The organism is Arthrobacter sp. P1_H7 (genome assembly GCF_056405215.1).
The window spans coordinates 439,928-460,260 of record NZ_JBFUCO010000004.1 but is presented as its reverse complement, the minus strand read 5'-3'; the positions used below and the strand labels follow the sequence as shown (position 1 = coordinate 460,260).

Sequence of the window (20,333 nt, the reverse complement as noted above, 5' to 3'; positions counted from 1 at the left end):
GTTTAGGGTCCGGACTTGGTAGCTGAAGGTGAAGGTGAGGTGGCCGTGGCCTTGGCGAGGTGGTAGGTCACGACGCTGCCGGCGGTCACTTTGGACCCGGCAGGAGGCTGCGAGCTCACGAAAGTGCCCGGATCTTCCTTCTTGTCCGTCGGACTGACGTCGGCTCCCTTGGCCCAGCGCAGCCCGGCGTCCTGGATGGCCTGCTGGACCGCAGACTCGCTTGCCCCTGCCTTGATGGACGGGACCTCGACCATTTCCGGGCCCTTGGAGTAGCTGACGGTGATGGTGGTGCCGGGCTGGACCGCACCGGAAGGATCGATGTTGGTGACGGTGCCCGGCGTCGCGTCGTTGACGACCTCGACACCGGTGACTTGGAGCCCCTTGCCGATCAGCTCGTTGCGGACATCGTTGTACGGACGCCCCAGGTAGGCATCCGGGATCAGGTTGATCGCTGCCGGGGTGGATTCGGTGGGTGTGGCGGAGCTGGGCGTGGGGGTGGGGGTCTCAGACGGGGAAGCGGACGATGCCGAGGGCGTGGCACTGCTCGGTTTCGCGATGCTGGATGTGGCACTGCTCGTGGCCGGACCCTGCGACGGGAAGAGACTGCCGGCCTGGCTCAGGACCACACCTACCAGGGCGAACACCACGAGCAGGATCAGCGCAATCAGGGGCCAGGTCCACGGGCTGCGTCCGCGGCGCTTCGGCTCCTCCGGTTCGTCGTAGTCTTCCTCTTCCTCTTCCTGCACCCAGCTCCGCTCGGCGGCCAGGGCATCGGCGCGGTTGAGCGCGTTGCGGGCGCCGTAGCCGCTGGCGGCGGCAGCGCCGGCTGCCAGGCCAGCGGCTGCACCTGCACCGGCGGCGCCCACGACGGGCAGCGCGGATGTCGCGGACGTGGATTTGTCCTCTGCCGCGCTGGAGCCAATGACGCTGGTGGCCGCTGTGGGGACGTCGACGGGGGCCGTGATGGGTCCGGTGGCTGCCTCGAAGAGCAGCATGCCCGGCACAGCTGCGTGTGCGGCGGCGATATCACCGTTGCGGATGGCCTCGGCTGCCTCGGAGAGCTTGATGGCGTCGGCCGGGCGGTTCTTCGGATCCTTGGCCAGCATGGACATCAGCAGGGCGCGGACGGGCCTGGGCAGCGTGTCCGGCAGCGGCGGCGGCGCGTCGTTGACCTGGGCCAGCGCGATGGCGATCTGGGATTCCCCGGAGAACGGCCGGTGGCCGGTGAGGCATTCGTAGCCGATCACACCGAGGGAGTAGATGTCCGAGGCTCCGGTGGCAGTCTGCCCCGTGGCCTGTTCCGGTGCCAGGTACTGGGCGGTGCCCATCACCTGGCCGGTCTGGGTCAGCGGAACCTGGTCGGCCAGGCGCGCGATGCCGAAGTCGGTGACCTTGACGCGGCCGTCGGGGGTGATGAGCAGGTTCCCCGGCTTGATGTCACGGTGCACGAGGCCCTGCGCGTGGGCGACGGCCAGGGCACGCGCCGTCTGCGCGATCATCGAAAGGGTGCGGTCCGGGGACAGCACCTGTTCGTGCTCGATGATGCTGCTCAGCGGCTGCCCCGGAACCAGTTCCATGACCAGGTAGGCGGAACCCTCTTCCTCGCCGTAATCGAAGACGTTGGCGATACCCACGTGGTTCAGGAGGGCGGTATGGCGTGCCTCGGCGCGGAAGCGCTGCAGGAATCCGGGGTCGCCCGTGTATTCCTCCTTAAGCACCTTGATGGCGACAATGCGGCCAAGGATCAGGTCTTTGGCTTTCCAGACTTCTCCCATGCCGCCGATCGCAATGCGCGTGGTCAGCTGGAATCTGCCGCCGAGGGTGATTCCCGAAGTAGGCCTCACTTATTCAACACCGCCTCAAAAATCTTCTTCGCGTTCGGACTGGTTAGGTTTGCGCCAGTGGTGATGTCTACGCCTTCCATGACGATGGTGACGGCCACTTGCGGGTCATTTGCCGGGGCAAACCCGGTAAACCAAGAATTGTTCAGGCCGTTGCCGAGTTCCGCGGTACCGGTCTTGCCGGCCACCTGGACACCGGGCACAGCCGCACGGTGTGCGATGCCGTCGTCGACGACGCTGACCATCCACTCGTTGATCTGCCGTGCGATCTCCGGGGTCGTTGCGGTGCGCAGGGCCTGTGGTTTCGGTTCGTTGATTGTGCGCAGGTCAGGGGCGCGTACGGCCTTGATCAGGTTCGGCTGCATCTGCACTCCGTCGTTGGCGATCGCCGCCGTCATGGTGTTGATCTGCAGTGGCGTGGCGCGGACGTCGCGCTGGCCGATCGAGGACTGCGCCAGCCCGGCGTCGTCCAGGGGTTCGCTCGGGAAGAAGCTTGGGGCGCTGTCCAGCTTGAGCTGGTCGCCGAAGTCCTGGCCGAAGCCGAATTTCCCGGCCTCGTCTCCGATGGCCTTCTGCCCCAGGTCCAGGGCGATGCTGGCGAACGGTGTGTTGCAGGACTGCTGCAGGGCAAACGCGAACGACGCCGTCGTGCGCGTGTAGCAGTTGCCGCCCGCGTAGTTGGGCAGCTTGTAGTCGATGCCGGGGAAGGACATCTCGGCCGGGTTGGGCAGGTCGCTGTCCTTGTTGTACTTGCCCGATTTCAGCGCCGCAGAGGTGTCGATGAGCTTGAACACCGATCCCGGTGCCAGCAGCTCGCCCGTGGGTCCAGAGACGTTCTGGTTCAGGTTGATCCCGGGGACCTGGTTCAGCTCGGTGTAGTTGGCCTGTTCGGCGGCAGCGTCCTGGGTGGCAATCAGGTTGGGGTCATAGGACGGCTTGGACACCATGGCCAGGACCGCGCCGGTCTTCGGGTTGGTGACCACGATGTGCCCGCGAATGCCGTCCGGGATGAGGTCGTACGCCAGCTTCTGGAGCTTGGGGTCCAGGGTCAGCTCCACGGACGCGCCCTTGGGCTGGTTGCCGAGGAACAACTGGCCCACCCGGTCCAGGAACTGCTGGTCCGAGCTGCCGGCCAGGACATCGTTCATGGACTTCTCGAGTCCGGTGAGGCCGTAGTTCTTGGAGAAGTAGCCGGTGACGCCCGCGTAGAGCTCCGGCTGGGAGTACGTCCGCTGGAATTTGCAGCTCTCCGTGGCGGGCACGGACTCTGCCACCGGGGTGCCGCCGACAATGATCGCACCGCGGTCGTTGCAGTAGTTCTGCAGGATGGCGCGCCTGTTCCAGGCATTGGCCTTAAGCTCGTCGGCGCCGACCACCTGCACATAGCTCAGCGCGCCGAAAACCAGCACGAACATCGCGATGGCGGCAATCCATGAATTGCGGATGGCCTGGTTCACAGCTGTTTCACCGCCTCGGTGGGTGCGTCGGGACTGTTTCGGGGATCCGGCGCCGGTTTGGACGGCAGCACGGGGAAGTTCTTGCGGGCACCCGGTTCCTGGCCGGGCGGCAGCGGCGTTGTATCCACCGGGCCGCGCGCGGAGTGCGAAATCATGAGCAGCAAACCCACAATGATCCAGTTCGCCAGGAGCGAGGATCCGCCGGCGGCGAGGAACGGCGTCGTAAGTCCGGTCAGCGGGATCAGGCGCGTCACACCGCCGATCACCACAAAGCACTGCAGCGCGATCGCGAACGAGAGCCCGGTGGCGAGCAGCTTGCCGAACGCGTCGCGGGTGCCCAGCGCGGCGCGGAAGCCCCGGGTGAACAGCAGCAGGTACATCAGGACGATCGCGAAGACGCCGATCAGGCCGAGTTCCTCACCAAAGGAGGCGATGATCATGTCGCTGTTGGCGAAGGGAACCAGGTTCGGCCGGCCCTGGCCGAGGCCGGTGCCGACCAGGCCGCCGTTGGCCATGCCGAACAGGCCCTCGACAATTTGGAGGCTGCCGCCGAACTGCCGGCCGTAGACCTCATCGGTGAAGGCGTTGAGCCAGCCGTCGATCCGCAGGGCCACGTGCGAGAACACGCGGGCAGCGACGAAGCCGCCGACGATAATCAGCACCAGGCCGATGATCACCCAGCTGATGCGGCTCGTGGCGACGTAGATCATGACGAGGAACAGGCCAAAGAACAGGATCGAGGACCCGAGGTCGCGCTGGAAGACCAGCACGCCGATGCTCACGAGCCAGGCGGTGATCATGGGCCCCATGTCCTTGAACCGCGGGAACTGTACCGGGCCGATCTTGCGGCCGGCCAGCAGGATCAGGTCCCGGTTCGACGACAGATACCCGGCAAAGAAGATGGCCAGCGTGATCTTGGCGATTTCACCCGGCTGGAAGGTCATGGAACCGATCTTGATCCAGACGCTCGCACCCAGGACCTCTCCCGCCGAGATGCCAGGAACCAGCGGCAGGATGAGGAGCACGGCGCTGATGGCCAGCGAAATGTACGTGAACCGGCGCAGGATCCGGTGGTCCTTGAGGAACCAAATGACCGCGATCGCGACCGCCATGGCCACCAGGGTCCAGCGCAGCTGGTTGTTGCCGGTGTCTTCGCCCACCCTGTCCAACCGGTGGATCATGGCCAGGCCCAGCCCGTTAAGGGCGACCACGAGCGGAAGTATTACCGGATCGGCATATTTTGCGCGGAGCCGCAGCACCACATGGAAGGCGAGTGCGGCCAGCGCGAGGAGTCCGGACTGGAACCAGAAGTCGGTATCGAACGCTTTCTGCCGGTCCACGCCCACGAGTGCCTGGGCGCCAATCCCTACAGCGAGGGCGAGGACCAGGAGGACGAGCTCCACGTTTCGTCGTGGCCTGGGCACGGGGTCGATGGGTGTCATTTGGCCCCCTCGCAATTCGTAGTGGGGGTGGCGGATGGCGACGGCTTGGCCGTTCCAGGGGAGGCCGCGGCACTGGGCGTCGCCGTGGAGCCCGGCTTGGCAGTCGTGCCGGGGGAGGGGGTGGCGCCGGCGGCCGTCGCTGCGGGGGACGGGGTGAGGCATTCATCGGCCGGGGCGGTCGTGCCGGTGCGTTCCAGGTTTTTGACGATCCGCTGCGCGTCGTAGAGATCGCGGGCGGGCACCGTCTGGCGCACCCGCTGCTGCGAAAATTCGGGAAGGTCGGACATCTTGATATCGGTTACCGCTTCGAGGGTGGAAAGCTGGATGGGCCCGAGACGCTGGGAGACGCCGTTGAAGATGGCCACATGCTGATCGTGTTCGCCGATGTAGTAGCGCGTCTGGGTCCAGGCGTAGCCAAGCCAGAGCCCGACGGCCAGCAGCGCGACAATCGCTGCGGCAATGGATACCGTGAGCCACCGGCGCGGCCGTCCGGCGGGCCTGAAGTCGTCGGCCTCCTCGCGGTCCTGTTCGGACTTGTGGGTGAGGACTGTGGCCGCGCGCCGGGCCACTGTGCGTCCGGCGATGGAAGGAATGGACCCTGATTCCGCTGCTGCTGCGGCGGCCCCGACAAGTTCGTGGGGGCGCATGGAGAGTTCTTCACGCAGGACTTCGGCCGAGAGGTGTTCGCCCAGATGCGGGTCGGTGGTGGTCTCGGGCTCCTTGCCCTCGGCAGCCTTCTGCGCGGAGGCGCCCGGCGGTGTACCGCCGGCCGGGGACCCTGGGGCAGGGTCGGCCGGCGGCGTGCCGGATGCTCCTGCCGCCGCGGCCGGCGCGGCGGACCCCGTGTCCTGAGCGGAGTTGTCCTTTGTTCCGGACTCGCCGGGGGTCTTCGCGGCACCGACGGTGCTGCCGGCCAGGGGTCCGGCCGGGGCGGCGGGCGCTGACGTCCCGGCGGCCGCTGCGGGCGCGGGGACGACGTCGACGGCGGCGGTCCGGACGTCATCGCGGGTCGGCTCGGCGATGTCGAGTACCACCACGGTCACGTTGTCCGGGGAGCCGGCTTCCAGCGTCAGTTCAATCAGCAGGTCGGCGCATTCGCCCAGGTCCTTCGTCTCCCGGACGGTGCGCTCCACGACGTGGCCGGCCACGTAGTTCAGGCCGTCCGAGCAGAGCAGCCAACGTTCCCCGGCCTGGACAGCCAGTGTGTCGAGATCCAGCTCCGGGCTGGCATCGACGTCCCCCAGCACGCGCATGAGGACGTTCTTGTGCGGATGCGTTTCGGCCTCTTCGGGGCGGAGCCTGCCCTCATCGATGAGGCGCTGGACGAAGGTGTGGTCGACGCTGACCTGTTCGAACTCGCCGTCGCGCAGCCGGTAGGCCCGGGAGTCGCCGATGTGGGCGAAGTGGAGCTTTCCTTCGGCGAGGAGCAGGGCCGTGACCGTGGTACCCATCCCGGCGAGCTTGGGATTGATGTGGACCAGCTCGGACAGCAGGGAGTTGGCCGTCTGGATTTCGTCGGCGAGGACGGTGCCGGCGTCGCCGTCGTAGTCATCATGGTCCAGATGGATCATGTCCAGGACGGTCGCGGCGGAGGCGACGTCGCCGCCGGCATGGCCACCCATGCCGTCGGCAACGACGGCGAGGTGCCGGCCGACGTAGGCGGAGTCGTCATTCTTGGCGCGTATTCGGCCGACGTCTGAACGCGCGGCGTAGCGCATGATGAGCGGCCGCTTCGGGGCAGGTGTTTTGCCTTCGGCCCTGTCTGCGGGAAATTCCGGGGCAGCCATGGCTACGGCCTCAATTCGATGACCGTCTTGCCGATTCTCACGGGGACGCCCAGCTCCACCGGGAGGGCCCGGGTCAGCTGCTGGTCTGCCAGATACGTGCCATTAGTGGAGCCAAGGTCCTCGATGAACCAGCGGCTGCCCTGCGGGAACAGGCGGGCATGGCGGCCCGAGGCGTAGTCGTCCTCCAGGACGAGAGTGGCTTCCTGTGCCCGGCCAAGGAGGATGGGGCTCGCCGCGAGGGCGATGGTGGTGCCCTTCAACGGTCCCTCGGTCACGATCAGCTGGCGGGCCTGCTGTTTGACGGGGGCCGGCGGCGGTTCGGCAAGGGAAGGATTCTTGCGCACCTGGCGTGCCGTGGGGGCTCCGGCCGCCGCCTTGCGGCCGATCATCAGATCGCGTCGCATGGCCGAGACAATGCTGAAGATCAGCACCCACAGGAGGATGAGGAACCCGAAACGCAGGGCCGTGATGGTCAATTCGCTCATGCGCGGCCGCCTGGGTGGGCGGGCAGTAGGCGGAAGATGATTTTGGTTCGTCCCATCATGATCGTGGCGCCGTCAGCGAGATCCGAACTGCCCACGATCTTTTGGCCGTTGACGTAGCTGCCGTTCGTGGAGCCGAGATCGATCGCCTGGGCCGTACCAGGCCCAGTCCGGATTTCCAGGTGGCGGCGCGAAACGCCGGTGTCGTCAATAAGGATGTCTGCCTCGGAGGACCGTCCGAGGACGATTGAGGGCGCGTTCAGCGAATAGCGCTGGCCGTCGATGTCCAGTACCGGCTGAAGCTGTGCCGGCTGGCGCGTCGGAGCCGCCGGTACGTTGCCGTGGACACCCGGCTGTGCCGGGACGGAAGGGGCGGAGGCTTTCTCGGTCCGCGACGTGATGTCGAAATTCCCGGCGCGCTGCTCCTCATCGCGGCGGAAACTGATCCGGACCGGGCCCTGGAGAGTGTAGCCCTGGCTCCGGACATGGTTGATGACGACGTCGCACAGTTCCTCCGCGAGCGGTGTGCCCCATTCCTGGGCGCGCTGGAAGTCGTCGCTGCTGAGGAGTACGTCAAAAACGTTGGGGGCCAGGGTACGTCCCGCGGCGATCGTGATGGCCTTGTTGTCCACCTCGGTGCGGAGGCGGCTCGCGATCTCGACAGGCTCAACCTGGGCGCGGGAACCGGTGGAGAAGACTCCGCGGACGGCCTTTTCGATGCCGCGCTCGACTTTGTCCAGCAATCCCATGGTCCTTCTCCTTTCCTGTTGGCTGCAGGGCAGCGCTCGTTCGGGAACTCGGTTTCCAACTTTTGCGAGCCCGCGCTCAGCGGACACTCCTACATCAGATACTACTGGGCGTGTCTGGGAATGGCCTCAACGGACGCCGCGGTGGCGGCGTCAAAATGAGCGGCTGCCGCGCCCTGACGTGCGCGGACACCGCCGGCCGGGCTGCCTCACCGGGTCCCCACGTGACGCCCGGCGGCCGGGCAAATGTGGCCGCCACACGACCCCAATCAGTGGGCTCTTGGGCTCGATTGGTGTTTTCCGGCAATTGTCCGTTATGCTTGATCTCGCTGCTTTTACGAGGTTGGCGGTCCGGGAAACCGGCCCTATCCGAGTGGAAGAAGTTGCGCGCGAGTGGCGGAACGGCAGACGCGCTGGCTTCAGGTGCCAGTGTCCGAAAGGGCGTGGGGGTTCAAATCCCCCCTCGCGCACGCAAATCGAAAGAACCCCGGTCATGGACCGGGGTTCTTTTGTTTAACCCCCGCGGAGGCAGCCGGCGTCGTCCGTCAAAAGTGGGGAAACTCCGCGGCGGACCAACCCCAAGGACACCCGCGCTAAGCTGCGCGCAGGGCCCCGAGCCCGGCGAGGAGTGCCTCGAGTCCCAGGCTAAAGGCGACGTCGGCCGGTTTTTCATGGCCTTCCTCGGCCAGGCGCTGGACGGCGGCGGTGAAATGCGGTGTCGACGCGGCCATGGTGCCGGAATCGAAGATGTCCGCCGGCGCCGTGACGTCGTAGGCGGAGCCAAAGATGAACGATTCGATCGCGACAATGGCCGGGACAATGCGCTCCTGCGGAAAGCCTGCGCGGCTGAAACCGGCGCTGACCGCCTCATACATGGCCAGTGTCTTGGGCGCGTCGGTCACGGGCAGCACGGCAATGACGGGGATCAGCGGGGTGTGCTTGGAAAATACGTCGCGGTAGCTCCAGGCCCAATCCCTCACGGCCTGTTCCCAGTCCCCGGCCTCGAAGGCGGTGACGTCAACGAACGAGGTCAAGTGGTCTTGGACGAGGACCAGCACATCCCGTTTGGACGAGACATGGTTGTACAGCGCCGAGGGCGCCACATTGAGGGTCCTCGCCAGGGCAGCCATGGTGAACCCGTCGTAGCCGCTCTTGCCAATCAGCTGCAGGGCCGCCGAAGTGATGCCGTTCTGGTCCAGCACGGCCGCGGCGGGCCGTCCCGCGCGGCGGCGGGGCCTGGCGGCGGGTCCGTGCGGATCGGCGGGGGCGCTGGTTGCTGCCGTCATTCCGGGCCTTTCTTTTCTGCTTGTCTACTCGGCTTGGTTGGCGGTTTCGGGGTGACCCCGTTCTGCCCTACTTTACGGGCGAAATTCATTAGGCGGAGGGTCTTCCCCGAAGGGCGCGGAAGGTCTATCATTCTAAATGAACGCCATTCATTTAGTGGTCCGCATCACTCTAGCGGCCACGGGGAGGAACATCATGCTGGAACTTGACCGCGACGTCGTCATCGTAGGAGCCGGTCCGTCAGGCTTGACCGCCGCCCGCGAGCTGAAGAAGGCCGGGCTCAGTGTGGCGGTGCTCGAGGCGCGGGACCGCGTGGGCGGCCGGACCTGGACCGACACGGTTGACGGGGCCATGCTCGAGATCGGCGGCCAGTGGGTCTCGCCGGACCAGACGGGGCTCCTGGGGCTCCTGGATGAGCTCGGGCTGCAGACCTATTCCCGCTACCGCGACGGCGAATCCGTCTACATTGGCGCGGACGGCAAGCGCACCCTGTACACCGGTGACACCTTCCCGGTCAGCGAAACCACCGCCGTCGAAATGGACAAGCTCACGGCCCTGCTGGACTCCCTGGCCGCGGAGATGACTCCCGAGGAGCCGTGGGCACACCCCAAGGCCCGCGAGCTGGACACCATCTCCTTCCACCACTGGCTACGGCAGAACTCAACAGATGAGGAAGCCTGCAACAACATCGGCCTTTTCATCGCCGGCGGCATGCTGACCAAACCGGCCCACGCCTTCTCCGCCCTGCAGGCCGTCCTCATGGCTGCCTCGGCGGGGTCCTTCACCAACCTCACGGATGAGGACTTCATCCTGGACAAGCGGGTTGTCGGCGGGATGCAGCAGGTTTCGCTGCTGCAGGCCGCGGAACTGGGCGACGACGTCGTCCTCGGCAGCCCGGTCCGCACCATCAACTGGGCCGACGACGCGAGCGGAGGCTACCGTGTCACGGCCGTCTCTGACCGGGCCACGGTGAACGCCCGTTTCGCCATTATGGCCGTGCCGCCGAACCTCTACACCCGGGTGTCCTTTAACCCGCCGTTGCCCCGCCGCCAGCACCAGATGCACCAGCACCAGTCACTTGGCCTGGTCATTAAGGTCCACGCCGTCTACAGCAGCCCGTTCTGGCGCGAAGACGGCCTGTCCGGAACCGCCTTCGGCGCCGGCGCCATAGTGCAGGAGGTCTACGACAACACGAACCACGAGGACCCGCGCGGCACACTGGTGGGCTTTGTCTCGGATGAGAAGGCCGACGCTATGTTCGAGCTCAACGCGGAGGACCGCCGCCGCACCATCCTCGAATCGATTGCGTCCTTCCTCGGCGAAAAGGCCCTGGAGCCCGAGGTCTACTACGAGTCCGACTGGGGTTCGGAGGAATGGACCCGGGGGGCCTACGCCGCCAGCTACGACCTTGGCGGACTGCACCGCTACGGCAAGGACCAGTTGACGCCGGTCGGGCCGATCTACTGGTCCTGCTCGGACCTTGCGGCCGAGGGCTACCAGCATGTTGACGGCGCCGTCCGGATGGGGCAGCTCACGGCGGCCAGGATCGTCGCAGCCGCGGACCGTGCGTCCGTCGCCTCGTAGAAATCCCACCAATTCAGTTCAATGCAGTCCAGAACAGACAGGAGAGCGGCCAGATGCGTTACGTAGTGGGGTATTCAGCCAATGCCAGAGGCCATGATGCGGTCAATCTGGCCGTCTCCCTGGCGCTCGGGCGGGGGGCGAGCCTGGACCTTGTGCTGGTGGTGCCCGAAGTGCAGCACTCCGGGCACGCCCTCGCACCGAAGGCTGGCTTCGAAAATCTGCTCAATGAGCAAGCCCAGGAGTGGCTCGACCAGGCCCTGGCGCTGGTTCCATCCAGTGTCCCGGCGCAGGCCCACATCCGCAGCCATGATTCCGACGCGCACGCACTGATCGAGGCAGCCGAGGAACTGGGCGCGGACATGCTCATCATCGGAGCCACCAGCACCGGGATCTTCAAACGGTTCACGATCGGGTCGGTGGCCAGCGCCCTGCTCCACGCCTCGACCGTTCCGGTGGCCCTGGCACCGCACGGCTACTACCGCAAGGAGGCCCTGACCCGGATCAGCTGCGGGCTCGGAACCCGGGCCGGCGCGGAGAAACTGCTCGATTTCGCCCTCGGCATGGCGTCGAACCGGGACGTGCCGCTGCGCGTGGTGTCGCTTCTGGCCCTCGACGGCGGCGATGCGGCCGATTCAGCCGACGCTGCCCGGGAGTATGCGGCCAAGTGCCTTGCCGACGCACTGTCTGCCGGCGGGCCGGAAGTCCCGGGGGAGGCGAAGGCGGAGGCCCAGGTGGAGGCGAAGACGGAAATTGTCGTCGCCCACGGGCGCAGCATCGAGGAAGCCGTGGACCGTCTGGACTGGGAAGACGGCGAGGTCCTGTTGATCGGATCCAGCCGGCTTGCCAAGAGCCGGTCCATCTTCCTCGGCAGCACAGCGGGCCGCATTCTGCGCGCCCTGCCGGTGCCGATGATCGTGGTCCCCAGCGACTATGAACTCAAGCACGTCAATCATTCAGCGTCGAGTGACACCCCCCGAGAGGCACAACAATGAGCGCAGACCATGCGATGCCCAAGCCGTCGCAGACAGGACAGCACACGGGACAGCACGCAGGACAGCACACCGAACAGCAGCACGGACTGAGTGAAAAGGGCCTGAAAGCCGGATCGGTGGGGCTCATTGGCGCCGTCGTCATCGGCATTTCCTGTATCGCCCCGGCGTACACCCTCACGGCGGCCCTGGGTCCCACCGTGGCCGAGGTCGGCGTGCAACTGCCGGCGATCTTCCTGGTGGGCTTTGTCCCCATGCTGCTGGTGGCCTTCGGTTACCGGGAGCTGAACAACGCCATGCCCGACGCCGGGACCTCCTTCACCTGGGCCTCGCGGGCGTTCGGCCCCTGGCTTGGCTGGATGGGCGGCTGGGGGCTCATCGCCGCGACCATCATCGTGCTCTCGAACCTGGCCGCCGTCGCGGTGGACTTCTTCTACCTCATGCTGGCGCAGATCTTCGGCAATCCCGAACTCGCCGACCTCACGACGAACCTGCCTCTGAATATCGCGACCACGCTGGTGTTCATCGCCCTCGCGTGCTGGATCTCCTACCGCGGCATGGAAACCACCAAGTCCGTCCAGTACGTGCTCGTGGGATTTCAGCTGCTGGTCCTCGCCTGGTTCTCGATCGCAGCGTTCAGCCACGTCGCCAGCGGAACCGCCTTTGACGCCACGGCCATCTCCCCGGACTGGTTTAACCCCTTCGCCGTGGGATCCTTCTCCGCCTTCGCCGCCGGCGTTTCGCTGTCCATCTTCATCTACTGGGGCTGGGACGTCACGCTGACCATGAACGAGGAGACCAAGAACCCGGAAAAGACCCCGGGACGTGCCGCCACGATCACCGTGCTGGTCATCGTGATCATCTACATGACGGTTGCCCTGGCCACGCTGAGCTACGCCGGCGTCGGCGACACGGGGCTGGGCGCCGGAAACCCGGAGAACCAGGGAAGCATCTTCGCCGTCCTGGCGGGACCGGTGATGGGCCCGTTCGCCATCCTGATGTCCCTGGCCATCCTGAGCAGCTCCGCCGCGTCCCTGCAGTCCACATTTGTCTCGCCGGCCCGCACCCTGCTGTCCATGGGCCATTACAAGGCCCTGCCGCAGAAGTTCGGCAGGATCAGCCCCACATACAAGTCGCCGAGCTATGCCACGATCGCCTCGGCCGTCGCGGCCGCCGCGTTCTATGTCATCACGCGGACCACGTCGGAAAATGCACTGTGGGACACCATCACGGCCCTGGGCATGATGATCTGCTTCTACTACGGCATCACCGCGTTGGCTTGTGTCTGGTTCTTCCGCGCCGAGGCGTTCAGCGGAGCGAGGGCCTTCTTCTTCAAGTTCCTCGCGCCACTCCTGGGCGGCGTCATCTTGCTGGTCATGTTCGTCAAGACCGCTTACGACTCCATGGATCCCGCGTACGGATCAGGCTCGTCGATCGGCGGTGTGGGGCTGGTCTTCATCCTGGGCATGGGCGTCATCCTGCTGGGCGTTGTGCTCATGCTGGTCATGGCCAAGCTCCGCCCCGAGTTCTTCAGGGGCAAGGTCCTGACCCGCGGGCACTGAGTCCACTGCCGTTTCAGGGAAGGTCCCGGGAAGGTCTCCGTCCGGCAGCCATTGGAAAGTAAGCACACTTACCAATAGGCTGTCCGGAGGGGGACCTTCCTCCGTTGGAACCAGAACGAGGTGAGAGCATGTCGGATGCCGAAAGCATCAGCAAGGTCACGGACATTATCAACGATTCGCACATCGGAATGTTCACCACCATCAACGAAACAGGCGCCCTCGTCAGCCGGCCGCTGGCCGTCCAGGAGGTCAAGGACGACGGCGACATGTGGTTTTTCACGTCGGCGACCACCTCTCAGGTGGCCCACATCCGCGCCAACCCGGCGGTGAACGTCTCCTTCGGCAAGCGCACCGAGTGGGTTTCGGTGGCCGGGACCGCTGAAGTGGTCACTGACCGGCAGCTGATCCACGACATGTGGAATCAGGTGGTGGAGGCCTGGTTCCCCGATGGGCCGGATACCCCGGAGGTGGTCCTGCTCCACGTCGACTCGGACTCCGCCGAGTACTGGACCAGCCCGGGCGGCACGGCGGCCACCGTGCTGCAGTGGATCAAGTCCAAGGTGACCAACAGCCGGATGAGCGTCGGCGACAGCGGAACGGTCGAGCTGTAGCGCGCTGAACCTGGTCCGTCGCGCTGAGCCGGACCGGCGTGGGCCGCTGTCTGCCTAGTCGGTGATTTTCAGGCCGGTGCCCCAGTTGAAGGTTGGGTACGCGGGGTTAGCCTGCAGCGCCATGACCAGCAGCTGGAAGCCCTCGAGTTCGCGGGCGTGGCGCAGTCCGCCCACTTGGAGCGGACGCAGCCCTGCGGCTTCGGCGAAGACCGCAACCTCGTTGCGGGCCTCTTCGGAGTCCGAGGCGATGAAGACATCCATCGGCTGGCCACCGGCCGCACCGGACCCGAGCGGGCCCGCTAAGGTGGTGTTGAAGGCTTTCACCACCCGTGCGCCGGGGAGCAGTGCGGCGATTTCTTCGGCCGCCGACGTCCCCGGGGCAACCACCAGCGAGTCGAAGGTTTCGGTGTCGATCGGATTGCAGATGTCCACGACCGTCTTGCCGCTGAGCGTGTCGCCGAAATGCGTGGCAACTTCCTTGGCCGGGCCGAAGTACAGCGCCAGGACGACGATGTCGCCCTCGGGAACCTCGCTCAGGCCGCCGGAGCTGGTGGTGCCGCCAAGTTCAGCAGCGAGCTTGGCGGCATTCTCCGGCGTCCGGTTCAGGATCTGGACGGAACGGCCGGCGGCGACAGCCCGGGTGCCGATCGCCCGTGCCATGTTTCCACTGCCGATGATCGTGATGTCAGTCATGATGGAACCTTTCGAAGGTGGCGGCGAAGTGCCGGATCGGCAATTCCGGGAATCAGCCGTGCGCGTGGTCAGGGCCAGGCAGCCCGGCGGCGCTGACACCGGCCGCGCGTTCGGCGGCAGCCAGGGCATGTTCCAGCCGTTCAACGGCCGGGGCGTAGGCGGCATCGGTGCAGGCGCGGTCCGTACGGCCGCCGAGGCCCTCGGCGGCCTTGATCGCCCGAATCAGTGCCGCGGTTTCCGGCTGCCGGGTATCGCTCATCGCGGGATAGTCAATCGAGAACCCCGGGTCCAGTTCGTACCGCTGCCACCGGGCGAGGGCGCTCCGGTGCCGTGCGGCGGCCGCCTCGTTCATGAGCCGGGTCTCCCGGCTGGCCCGGCGGGCTTCCTGCCGGCGGAGCAGCCGGGGTGTCGCTGCCAGGGCCGCCAGGGCAACCCCCGCGGCCAGCATCCCGAGCGCCAGGCCGGCCCAGGGCCATGTGGAGGAAGCCAGGACGATGGCGGGCACAATGACGGCGAGTCCGGCGAACGCGTCCCAAAACGCGCCGTCCGCGCCTTCGGAGGGTCCGTCGTCGGCCGCCAGATGTTTGCGGGCGAAATAGACCGAGGCGAACGCTGCCCCGGCAACCAGAATGGCGAGGGCCAGGAACTGCCAGGCCGCGAGGGCTCCGGATAGTGAAAGCGTCATTGCACACCTCCCCGGAACGGTCCCGGGCGGGCGCTGTTCCGCTAGTTCCATTGGAATCCCTGGCGGCGGGGCCGTCAATGCCCCGCCGGTCGAGGTGATGCCCGGCGCCGGCGCGGACGCAAACCCAGGCGCCAGGGCCAGGCGCGAAGGCCGCGTCGCGGTTCCGCCGCCGAGCCTCCCGGCGTAGCCTAGGGGCCATGCGACTGAAAATGTGCAGCATCCACGTCAAGGATCCAGCCTCGGCCCATGAGTTCTACACCGGCACGCTGGGGTTCGAAACCCTGATGGCCATGCCGGAGCACAACCTCTTCATCGTGAAGGACCCCGATGGTACCGGGGGCGCCGGACTGCTGCTGGAGCCCAGTGACAACCCGATCGGTGCGGCCTACATGAACGGCCTGCACGACGCCGGGATTCCCGCGATTGTCTTTGGCGTGCCGGACGTGCGCGCCGAATACGAGCGGCTGGCGGCCAAGGGCGTGATGTTCCAGGGGGAACCGTCCGAGGGGCCCGGCGGGACCAGCGTGGTGCTGGATGACGGCTGCGGGAACTTCGTGCAGCTGCACCAGGACTAGGTGCCGGACCACCGCAACCCGGACGGGCCTAACGGCTCACCTTGTCTTTGTCCGGGTGCTCGTCGCCGATATGGCCCGGTGCGTTGGCGGCCAGGACCCGAGCCACGAAGGAGGCATACTCCTCCATGTAGTGGCGCAGCAGACCGGCCGTGGCCTCGTCCTTGACCTCGCCGTCCTCGCCGTAGACCTGCGTCCGCGGGATGAAAAGAGGGGCCGGGAGAAAGCGCGTGCCGCTATTCGGCCTTGGCGCGGGCTTTCTTGGCGTCCTTCTTGGCGGCCTCGTCCTTGACCCGCTGGGCCTCGGCGCGGACGGCGGCGTGGGTGGCGCGCTCGGCGACCAGCCAGGCCGGGGGAGCCTGGAGCAGTGCGGTGATTTCCGCCGTCGTCAGGGCTTCCTCAACACCACCGCGGGCCAGGCCGGCGATGGAGACGTTGAGCTTCTGCGCCACCACGGGGCGCGGGTGCGGGCCGTTGCGGCGAAGTTCCGCGAGCCACTCCGGCGGGTTGGCCTGGAGATCGGCAAAATCAGCGCGGGTGATGGTTGAATCCTGGAACTCCTGGGGTGTCGCCGGCAGGTAGATGCCAAGCTTCTTGGCAACGGTGGCCGGTTTCATGGACTGGGAGTTTGCAGAGGTCATAGTCCAAGGGTATCTGGCGGGATGACCGCAGGGCACCAACCCAGTACCAAACCGGCACCGGATCAGCACGGTGCCGCCATCCCTGCGGACCCCCGCGCCACCCCGGGCGGTACTGTGAACATGTGTCCGCAGCAGAAGAAGCACCCCAGACCCCAGACGAAACCGCCGCCGTACCGGTAGAAGCTTCCGGGCGGGAGCTGCGCTTCGCGTACGTCGCCGGTGTGACGCCCGGCAAATGGATCCGCCGCTGGGAGGAACGGATGCCCGATGTTCCGCTGCACGCCTTTATGTCCGACGACGGCGCGCAGCTGTCCGTGCTCCGCGACGGTTCCGCGGACCTGAGTTTCGTCCGGCTCCCGGTGGAACGCGAGGGCCTCAGCGTGATCCCGCTCTACGAGGAGCAGCCCGTGGTGGTGGCACCGAAGGGGCACGAGGTCTCCTTGTTTGAAGAAGTGGATCTGGCGGACCTGTCCGCCGAGACGTTTCTCGATGTGCAGGAGCTCGGCGGCCCGGCGATGGCGCTGCAGGTGGTGGCGTCCGGTGCAGGGCTGGTGATCCTGCCGATGTCCGTGGCCCGGCATTTCAACGTCAAGGACACCGTGGCGCGGAAACTCACGGGGGCGCCCGGCACGGAGATCGCCCTGGCCTGGCCGAGCGACGCCACGGACGAGGTCATCGAGGAATTCATCGGTATTGTCCGCGGACGCACCGCGGCGAGTTCCCGCCAGCCCTCGGCGCAGCAGGAGAAACCCAAACGCGAGCCCAAGCCGGACCGGCGCGGCACCGGAGCCGCGAAGAAGCCCAAGGTGGCGCAGCGTTACGCTCCCAACCCGGACAAGGGCCGTGGCAAGGGATCCCGGAAAAAGGGGAAACGCTAGGCCTGTGGAGTTGGACGCTCTTTGGCGGCGTTCTGTGGTCGCTGGGTGTCTCCTTCCGGGGGACGCGCCGAGCGGCCGCCGAGGAGGCCAGAGGGTTGCGAGACGATCTGGCGTGCAGCGTTTAGGGCACCTTCACCGGGCGGTTTTGCGGGCAGGTCTGACGGGAATCGACCGACCGCGGAAACGCGGAGATCGTGATCTGGAAATTTAGGGTGGCGCTTTCGCCGGTGAGGGAACGGCTTCCGGGCGGGCGTGGTCTAGTTTTCGTGAAGTACGAGCACGAGAATGAAACGCATGATCCCGCTCCCAAATAACCACGGTCCAGTCGTGCTGAAGTACCCGCTGGCGGGCAGGTTCCGGGCGCGGAATAGCCCCGCTCGACGGGTGCCAAGTCATGGTACGGATTTGATGGGGACCACCTTCGCCATCGACTTCATCCCCGTGGACTTTCACGGGCGGTCAGCTGCGTGGACCTGGCGGGCGGTTGTAGCGACGGAACGCCCCGACAGGTTCGTCGGATTTGGTGCTGCCGTAATGGCACCTGGTACCGGCAGCGTGGTCATCACTCATGACGGCGAAGACGATCACGAAGCTCGACGATCGCAACTGACGCTCGTCGCATACATGGCGGGGCAGCCACAGCGTATCCAGCGCGGGGCGGCTGCCATAGCTGGCAATCATGTCGTAATCGCCCTGGGCTATGACGGACCGTTCGTGCTGATTGCCCACTTGCGCAAGGGGTCGGTCTGCGTCGAGGTCGGTGAAGCGGTCGAGAGCGGCCAGATAATCGGTCAGTGTGGAAACTCAGGGAACAGTACTCAACCACATGTCCATGTGCAGGTTACCGACAGCATTCAATGGTCACGAGCGAGGGGCCTGCCCATCGCGTTCGAGACCCCGACAGGTGTTGAGCTTCCATCCGAGTCACAGATCATCCGCGTGTCCTGAGCAGAAGCATCTGTACGCTGGAGGATCCCTTACCAACGTGAGGTCTGCATCCATGCCGAACTGTGGACAAAGTTTTACTGGGTTTGTACCTATTGAAGGGCCGAGCACCAGACGGGCGTGCTTACCGGATCTGTCGGTGAGTTCCAGCCCGGTCCCGCGTCTTCAGCAACATCCACCATCCGCGCGCGAACTTTGGGGGCACGTTTGAAACTCTTGCTTACATCAGGCGGCGTGACGAACCCCAGCATCCACTCCGCGCTCGTGCAGCTTCTCAACAAGCCGATCGCCCAGTGCCACGCCCTGGTCGTCCCGACAGCGCAGTGGGGTCACCCGATGTGCGGGCCGGCATCGGTGCGGGGCCTCCTGGCCGCCGCGCCCGACTTCCGTCACTTGTCCGGCCTGGGCTGGGCGTCGCTCGGCGTTCTCGAGCTCACCGCGCTGCCCACCATCGGCGCGGAGCGATGGGTCCCCTGGCTTCGGGAGGCCGACGTGCTCTTGAGCGACGGCGGCGACGCGACGTACCTGTGCCATTGGATGCGGGAGTCCGGGCTGGCCGAGCTGCTGCCGTCGCTGCCCGACACGGTGTGGGTGGGAGTGAGTGCCGGAAGCATGGTGATCCGACCTCGGCGGCCCGGCCTATGCCATCGACGAGCAGACAGCTATCAAGGTCGTCGACGGCTCCGTCGAGGTGGTTTCCGAAGGACAATGGAAGAAGTTCGGGTGATAGGTGCCCAGCATTGTTGACTCCTTCACCTAAGGCCGCAGCGCCCGGAAATGGATCCTCGACGGGGACGCTCAGTGTCACTACTCTGAGCAGGTGAATGAACGCATCATGTACGTCCAGCTGAAGACAGGCCATGGAACGGACAAAGGCCCGTCATGGATCTCGCGCGTGCGCTTCAGTAAGACCTGGCGCACCGCGTATCTTCAGGGGCGCACACTGCATCGGGTGACGGGTACCTCTCGCGCAAATTTCGACTCAAACTTCTACGACGTCGATTCGGGCGATGAATACTGGCTCTCAGGACCCAAGCGTGACCGAACTGACGGCCGCTACAGCTCGCAACAACCCATGGTGGAAGAGGATGCCCGCGAAGCGTATGAGGCATTCTTGCACGGGGCACCGCTTCCTGGACGTGAGAACGGGTAGAGCCAGACCGGTGCCAGCGTCCCGTACGAGGATCCGCCACCGGGCGCATAAGGCCGGGTTGACGAACCCACCAGGATGCTGTCGTGGATCTTCTTCCATACCCCTTTTTCAACTGTCCTGCCGGCTGAGATCCTCAGCTATCCGTTCGGGGAGCCGCCGCTGCAGCACATTGCTCCACGCGACCAGGGCAAATGTCACGAGGACGGTCGCCCCAAAATAGATCAATGTCCCGGGGAAGCCCAGGGAGATGCCGAGGACCTGGCCTGTAAAGACCTTTGCGCCGATCAGGACCATCAGCACGGCGGCAGCAAGGTAGCCGACCTTGGATCCGCGGGAAACCGTGCGCCCCTTCGGAAACCGTTCTGCGTACTCCTTGGGGCTGCCGAAAGCATCTTCAGGACGCGCACCTGTCTCCTGCAGGTGGCTCTGGAGTTCCCGGAGCAAATCGGCGACCTGGTCCTCGCTGAGCTTACGCTGGCGGAGTCCCAGCGCAAGGGCTCTAAAGTACCCCAAGGTGGTCATGCCGGGTTCCCTTCCATTGTCAGTATCGCCGCTACTCTTGCCGTGAATTCCTGCCAAGCACCGGAGGTCTCGCTTAGCCAGGTCTCCCCTTCGGGGGTGATGGTGTAAAACTTGCGGCCTGGACCTCCATTGCCTTCGCGCCATTCGGAGCGGACCCTTCCGTCGGCCTCGAGCCTGTTGAGTACCGGGTAGACGGTGCCGCCGCCGATGCCAGGCAGGCCCCGCGCGCCGAGATCCTGCACAATCTGGTAGCCGTAGGACTCGTTCCGGGTCTGGACCTGTTGCAGGATGCACGGTGCCAGGACAGCCCGGATCCAATCGCTGGGCCACCTTGGATCATCACTCATGGCTAGACGGTAACATCGTCTAGTTTGCCTGGCCATCTAGTATGGCGGTCGGGATCGCTCTCCGCGCATAGGTCACGGACGCCATTTAGCGCTGCGAAAACACCGCCATTTA

The 20,333-nt window shown here is 65.9% G+C and carries 21 protein-coding genes, 1 tRNA gene and 2 pseudogenes; 10 read left to right on the top strand and 14 right to left on the bottom strand.

The window, feature by feature from the left end:
- Positions 1 to 2 precede the first annotated feature (2 nt).
- Genes AC1DXI_RS05900 through AC1DXI_RS05875 form a run of 6 tightly spaced genes read right to left on the bottom strand, consistent with a single transcriptional unit; the run spans position 3 to position 7,758 of the window.
- Entirely contained in the window at positions 3 to 1,844 is a 1,842-nt protein-coding gene (locus AC1DXI_RS05900) for a protein kinase domain-containing protein (RefSeq protein ID WP_476937834.1), read from the bottom strand.
- Positions 1,841 to 3,298 carry a peptidoglycan D,D-transpeptidase FtsI family protein gene (locus AC1DXI_RS05895; RefSeq protein ID WP_476937833.1) on the bottom strand — a complete coding sequence of 486 codons (1,458 nt, stop codon included), beginning with the start codon at positions 3,296 to 3,298 and terminating at the stop codon, positions 1,841 to 1,843. Before AC1DXI_RS05895 ends, AC1DXI_RS05900 begins: the two co-directional genes overlap by 4 nt.
- Positions 3,295 to 4,740, bottom strand: a complete 1,446-nt coding sequence (locus tag AC1DXI_RS05890) for an FtsW/RodA/SpoVE family cell cycle protein (protein WP_476937832.1) — start codon at positions 4,738 to 4,740, stop codon at positions 3,295 to 3,297. Before AC1DXI_RS05890 ends, AC1DXI_RS05895 begins: the two co-directional genes overlap by 4 nt.
- Complete coding sequence (locus AC1DXI_RS05885; protein ID WP_476937831.1) at positions 4,737 to 6,527, bottom strand: PP2C family protein-serine/threonine phosphatase; 1,791 nt, start codon at positions 6,525 to 6,527, stop codon at positions 4,737 to 4,739. Before AC1DXI_RS05885 ends, AC1DXI_RS05890 begins: the two co-directional genes overlap by 4 nt.
- A 2-nt stretch (positions 6,528 to 6,529) precedes the next feature.
- A complete protein-coding gene (locus tag AC1DXI_RS05880; protein ID WP_018775647.1) occupies positions 6,530 to 7,012 on the bottom strand; it encodes an FHA domain-containing protein FhaB/FipA in 483 nt (160 codons plus the stop codon).
- Positions 7,009 to 7,758 (bottom strand): FhaA domain-containing protein, encoded by a 750-nt coding sequence (locus AC1DXI_RS05875; protein WP_018775646.1) that lies wholly within the window; start codon positions 7,756 to 7,758, stop codon positions 7,009 to 7,011. Before AC1DXI_RS05875 ends, AC1DXI_RS05880 begins: the two co-directional genes overlap by 4 nt.
- 384 nt (positions 7,759 to 8,142) lie before the next feature.
- On the opposite strand from AC1DXI_RS05875, the gene AC1DXI_RS05870 reads away from it, so the two are divergent.
- Positions 8,143 to 8,225 (top strand) — tRNA-Leu (locus AC1DXI_RS05870).
- 123 nt (positions 8,226 to 8,348) lie between these two features.
- On the opposite strand, the gene AC1DXI_RS05865 is transcribed toward AC1DXI_RS05870, so the two are convergent.
- Entirely contained in the window at positions 8,349 to 9,041 is a 693-nt protein-coding gene (locus AC1DXI_RS05865; protein WP_476937830.1) for a TetR/AcrR family transcriptional regulator, read from the bottom strand.
- A gap of 193 nt (positions 9,042 to 9,234) precedes the next feature.
- On the opposite strand from AC1DXI_RS05865, the gene AC1DXI_RS05860 reads away from it, so the two are divergent.
- The 4 genes from AC1DXI_RS05860 to AC1DXI_RS05845 all read left to right on the top strand — a co-directional run bounded on the left by AC1DXI_RS05860 (position 9,235) and on the right by AC1DXI_RS05845 (position 13,785).
- Entirely contained in the window at positions 9,235 to 10,623 is a 1,389-nt protein-coding gene (locus AC1DXI_RS05860) for a flavin monoamine oxidase family protein (RefSeq protein ID WP_476937829.1), read from the top strand.
- Between the two features lie 53 nt (positions 10,624 to 10,676).
- Positions 10,677 to 11,615, top strand: coding sequence for a universal stress protein (locus AC1DXI_RS05855; RefSeq protein WP_476937828.1), 939 nt, complete (start codon positions 10,677 to 10,679; stop codon positions 11,613 to 11,615).
- Positions 11,612 to 13,174, top strand: a complete 1,563-nt coding sequence (locus AC1DXI_RS05850; protein ID WP_476937827.1) for an APC family permease — start codon at positions 11,612 to 11,614, stop codon at positions 13,172 to 13,174. The genes AC1DXI_RS05855 and AC1DXI_RS05850 overlap by 4 nt, the downstream gene beginning before the upstream one ends.
- Before the next feature lie 128 nt (positions 13,175 to 13,302).
- A complete protein-coding gene (locus AC1DXI_RS05845) occupies positions 13,303 to 13,785 on the top strand; it encodes a pyridoxamine 5'-phosphate oxidase family protein (protein WP_476937826.1) in 483 nt (160 codons plus the stop codon).
- 54 nt (positions 13,786 to 13,839) lie between these two features.
- On the opposite strand, the gene AC1DXI_RS05840 is transcribed toward AC1DXI_RS05845, so the two are convergent.
- Entirely contained in the window at positions 13,840 to 14,478 is a 639-nt protein-coding gene (locus tag AC1DXI_RS05840; RefSeq protein WP_476937825.1) for an NADPH-dependent F420 reductase, read from the bottom strand.
- Positions 14,479 to 14,530: 52 nt separating this feature from the next.
- A complete protein-coding gene (locus AC1DXI_RS05835; RefSeq protein WP_476937824.1) occupies positions 14,531 to 15,163 on the bottom strand; it encodes a hypothetical protein in 633 nt (210 codons plus the stop codon).
- Positions 15,164 to 15,360: 197 nt separating this feature from the next.
- Here AC1DXI_RS05835 and AC1DXI_RS05830 point away from each other — a divergent pair, with 197 nt between their 5' ends.
- On the top strand, positions 15,361 to 15,738 hold the full coding sequence (locus tag AC1DXI_RS05830) for a VOC family protein (RefSeq protein WP_476937823.1): 378 nt from the start codon (positions 15,361 to 15,363) through the stop codon (positions 15,736 to 15,738).
- 28 nt (positions 15,739 to 15,766) lie between these two features.
- Here the strand turns inward: AC1DXI_RS05830 and AC1DXI_RS05825 are convergent.
- Positions 15,767 to 15,925 (bottom strand): annotated as a pseudogene (locus tag AC1DXI_RS05825) (ACP phosphodiesterase); the annotation flags it as partial.
- 46 nt (positions 15,926 to 15,971) lie between these two features.
- Positions 15,972 to 16,376: a DUF5997 family protein gene (locus AC1DXI_RS05820; protein WP_018775636.1), complete on the bottom strand. Its 405-nt coding sequence runs from the start codon at positions 16,374 to 16,376 to the stop codon at positions 15,972 to 15,974.
- A gap of 122 nt (positions 16,377 to 16,498) precedes the next feature.
- Here AC1DXI_RS05820 and AC1DXI_RS05815 point away from each other — a divergent pair, with 122 nt between their 5' ends.
- Positions 16,499 to 17,254, top strand: a complete 756-nt coding sequence (locus AC1DXI_RS05815) for a LysR family substrate-binding domain-containing protein (protein WP_476937822.1) — start codon at positions 16,499 to 16,501, stop codon at positions 17,252 to 17,254.
- A gap of 459 nt (positions 17,255 to 17,713) precedes the next feature.
- On the opposite strand, the gene AC1DXI_RS05810 is transcribed toward AC1DXI_RS05815, so the two are convergent.
- The gene (locus AC1DXI_RS05810) at positions 17,714 to 17,983 is read right to left on the bottom strand and encodes a hypothetical protein (RefSeq protein WP_476937919.1); all 270 of its coding nucleotides are present in this window, start codon (positions 17,981 to 17,983) and stop codon (positions 17,714 to 17,716) included.
- On the opposite strand from AC1DXI_RS05810, the gene AC1DXI_RS05805 reads away from it, so the two are divergent.
- From AC1DXI_RS05805 to AC1DXI_RS05795, 3 genes and pseudogenes are all read left to right on the top strand, one after another.
- Complete coding sequence (locus tag AC1DXI_RS05805; RefSeq protein ID WP_476937914.1) at positions 17,879 to 18,202, top strand: M23 family metallopeptidase; 324 nt, start codon at positions 17,879 to 17,881, stop codon at positions 18,200 to 18,202. The two genes, AC1DXI_RS05810 and AC1DXI_RS05805, sit on opposite strands and share 105 nt — an antisense overlap.
- Before the next feature lie 204 nt (positions 18,203 to 18,406).
- Positions 18,407 to 18,926 (top strand): annotated as a pseudogene (locus AC1DXI_RS05800) (Type 1 glutamine amidotransferase-like domain-containing protein).
- 93 nt (positions 18,927 to 19,019) lie between these two features.
- Positions 19,020 to 19,352 (top strand): hypothetical protein, encoded by a 333-nt coding sequence (locus tag AC1DXI_RS05795; protein ID WP_476937821.1) that lies wholly within the window; start codon positions 19,020 to 19,022, stop codon positions 19,350 to 19,352.
- Positions 19,353 to 19,460: 108 nt separating this feature from the next.
- Here AC1DXI_RS05795 and AC1DXI_RS05790 read toward each other — a convergent pair whose 3' ends face one another.
- Together AC1DXI_RS05790 and AC1DXI_RS05785 are read right to left on the bottom strand one after the other, a co-directional pair.
- On the bottom strand, positions 19,461 to 19,874 hold the full coding sequence (locus tag AC1DXI_RS05790; protein ID WP_476937820.1) for an HAAS signaling domain-containing protein: 414 nt from the start codon (positions 19,872 to 19,874) through the stop codon (positions 19,461 to 19,463).
- On the bottom strand, positions 19,871 to 20,221 hold the full coding sequence (locus tag AC1DXI_RS05785) for a PadR family transcriptional regulator (RefSeq protein ID WP_476937819.1): 351 nt from the start codon (positions 20,219 to 20,221) through the stop codon (positions 19,871 to 19,873). Before AC1DXI_RS05785 ends, AC1DXI_RS05790 begins: the two co-directional genes overlap by 4 nt.
- Positions 20,222 to 20,333: the final 112 nt, after the last annotated feature.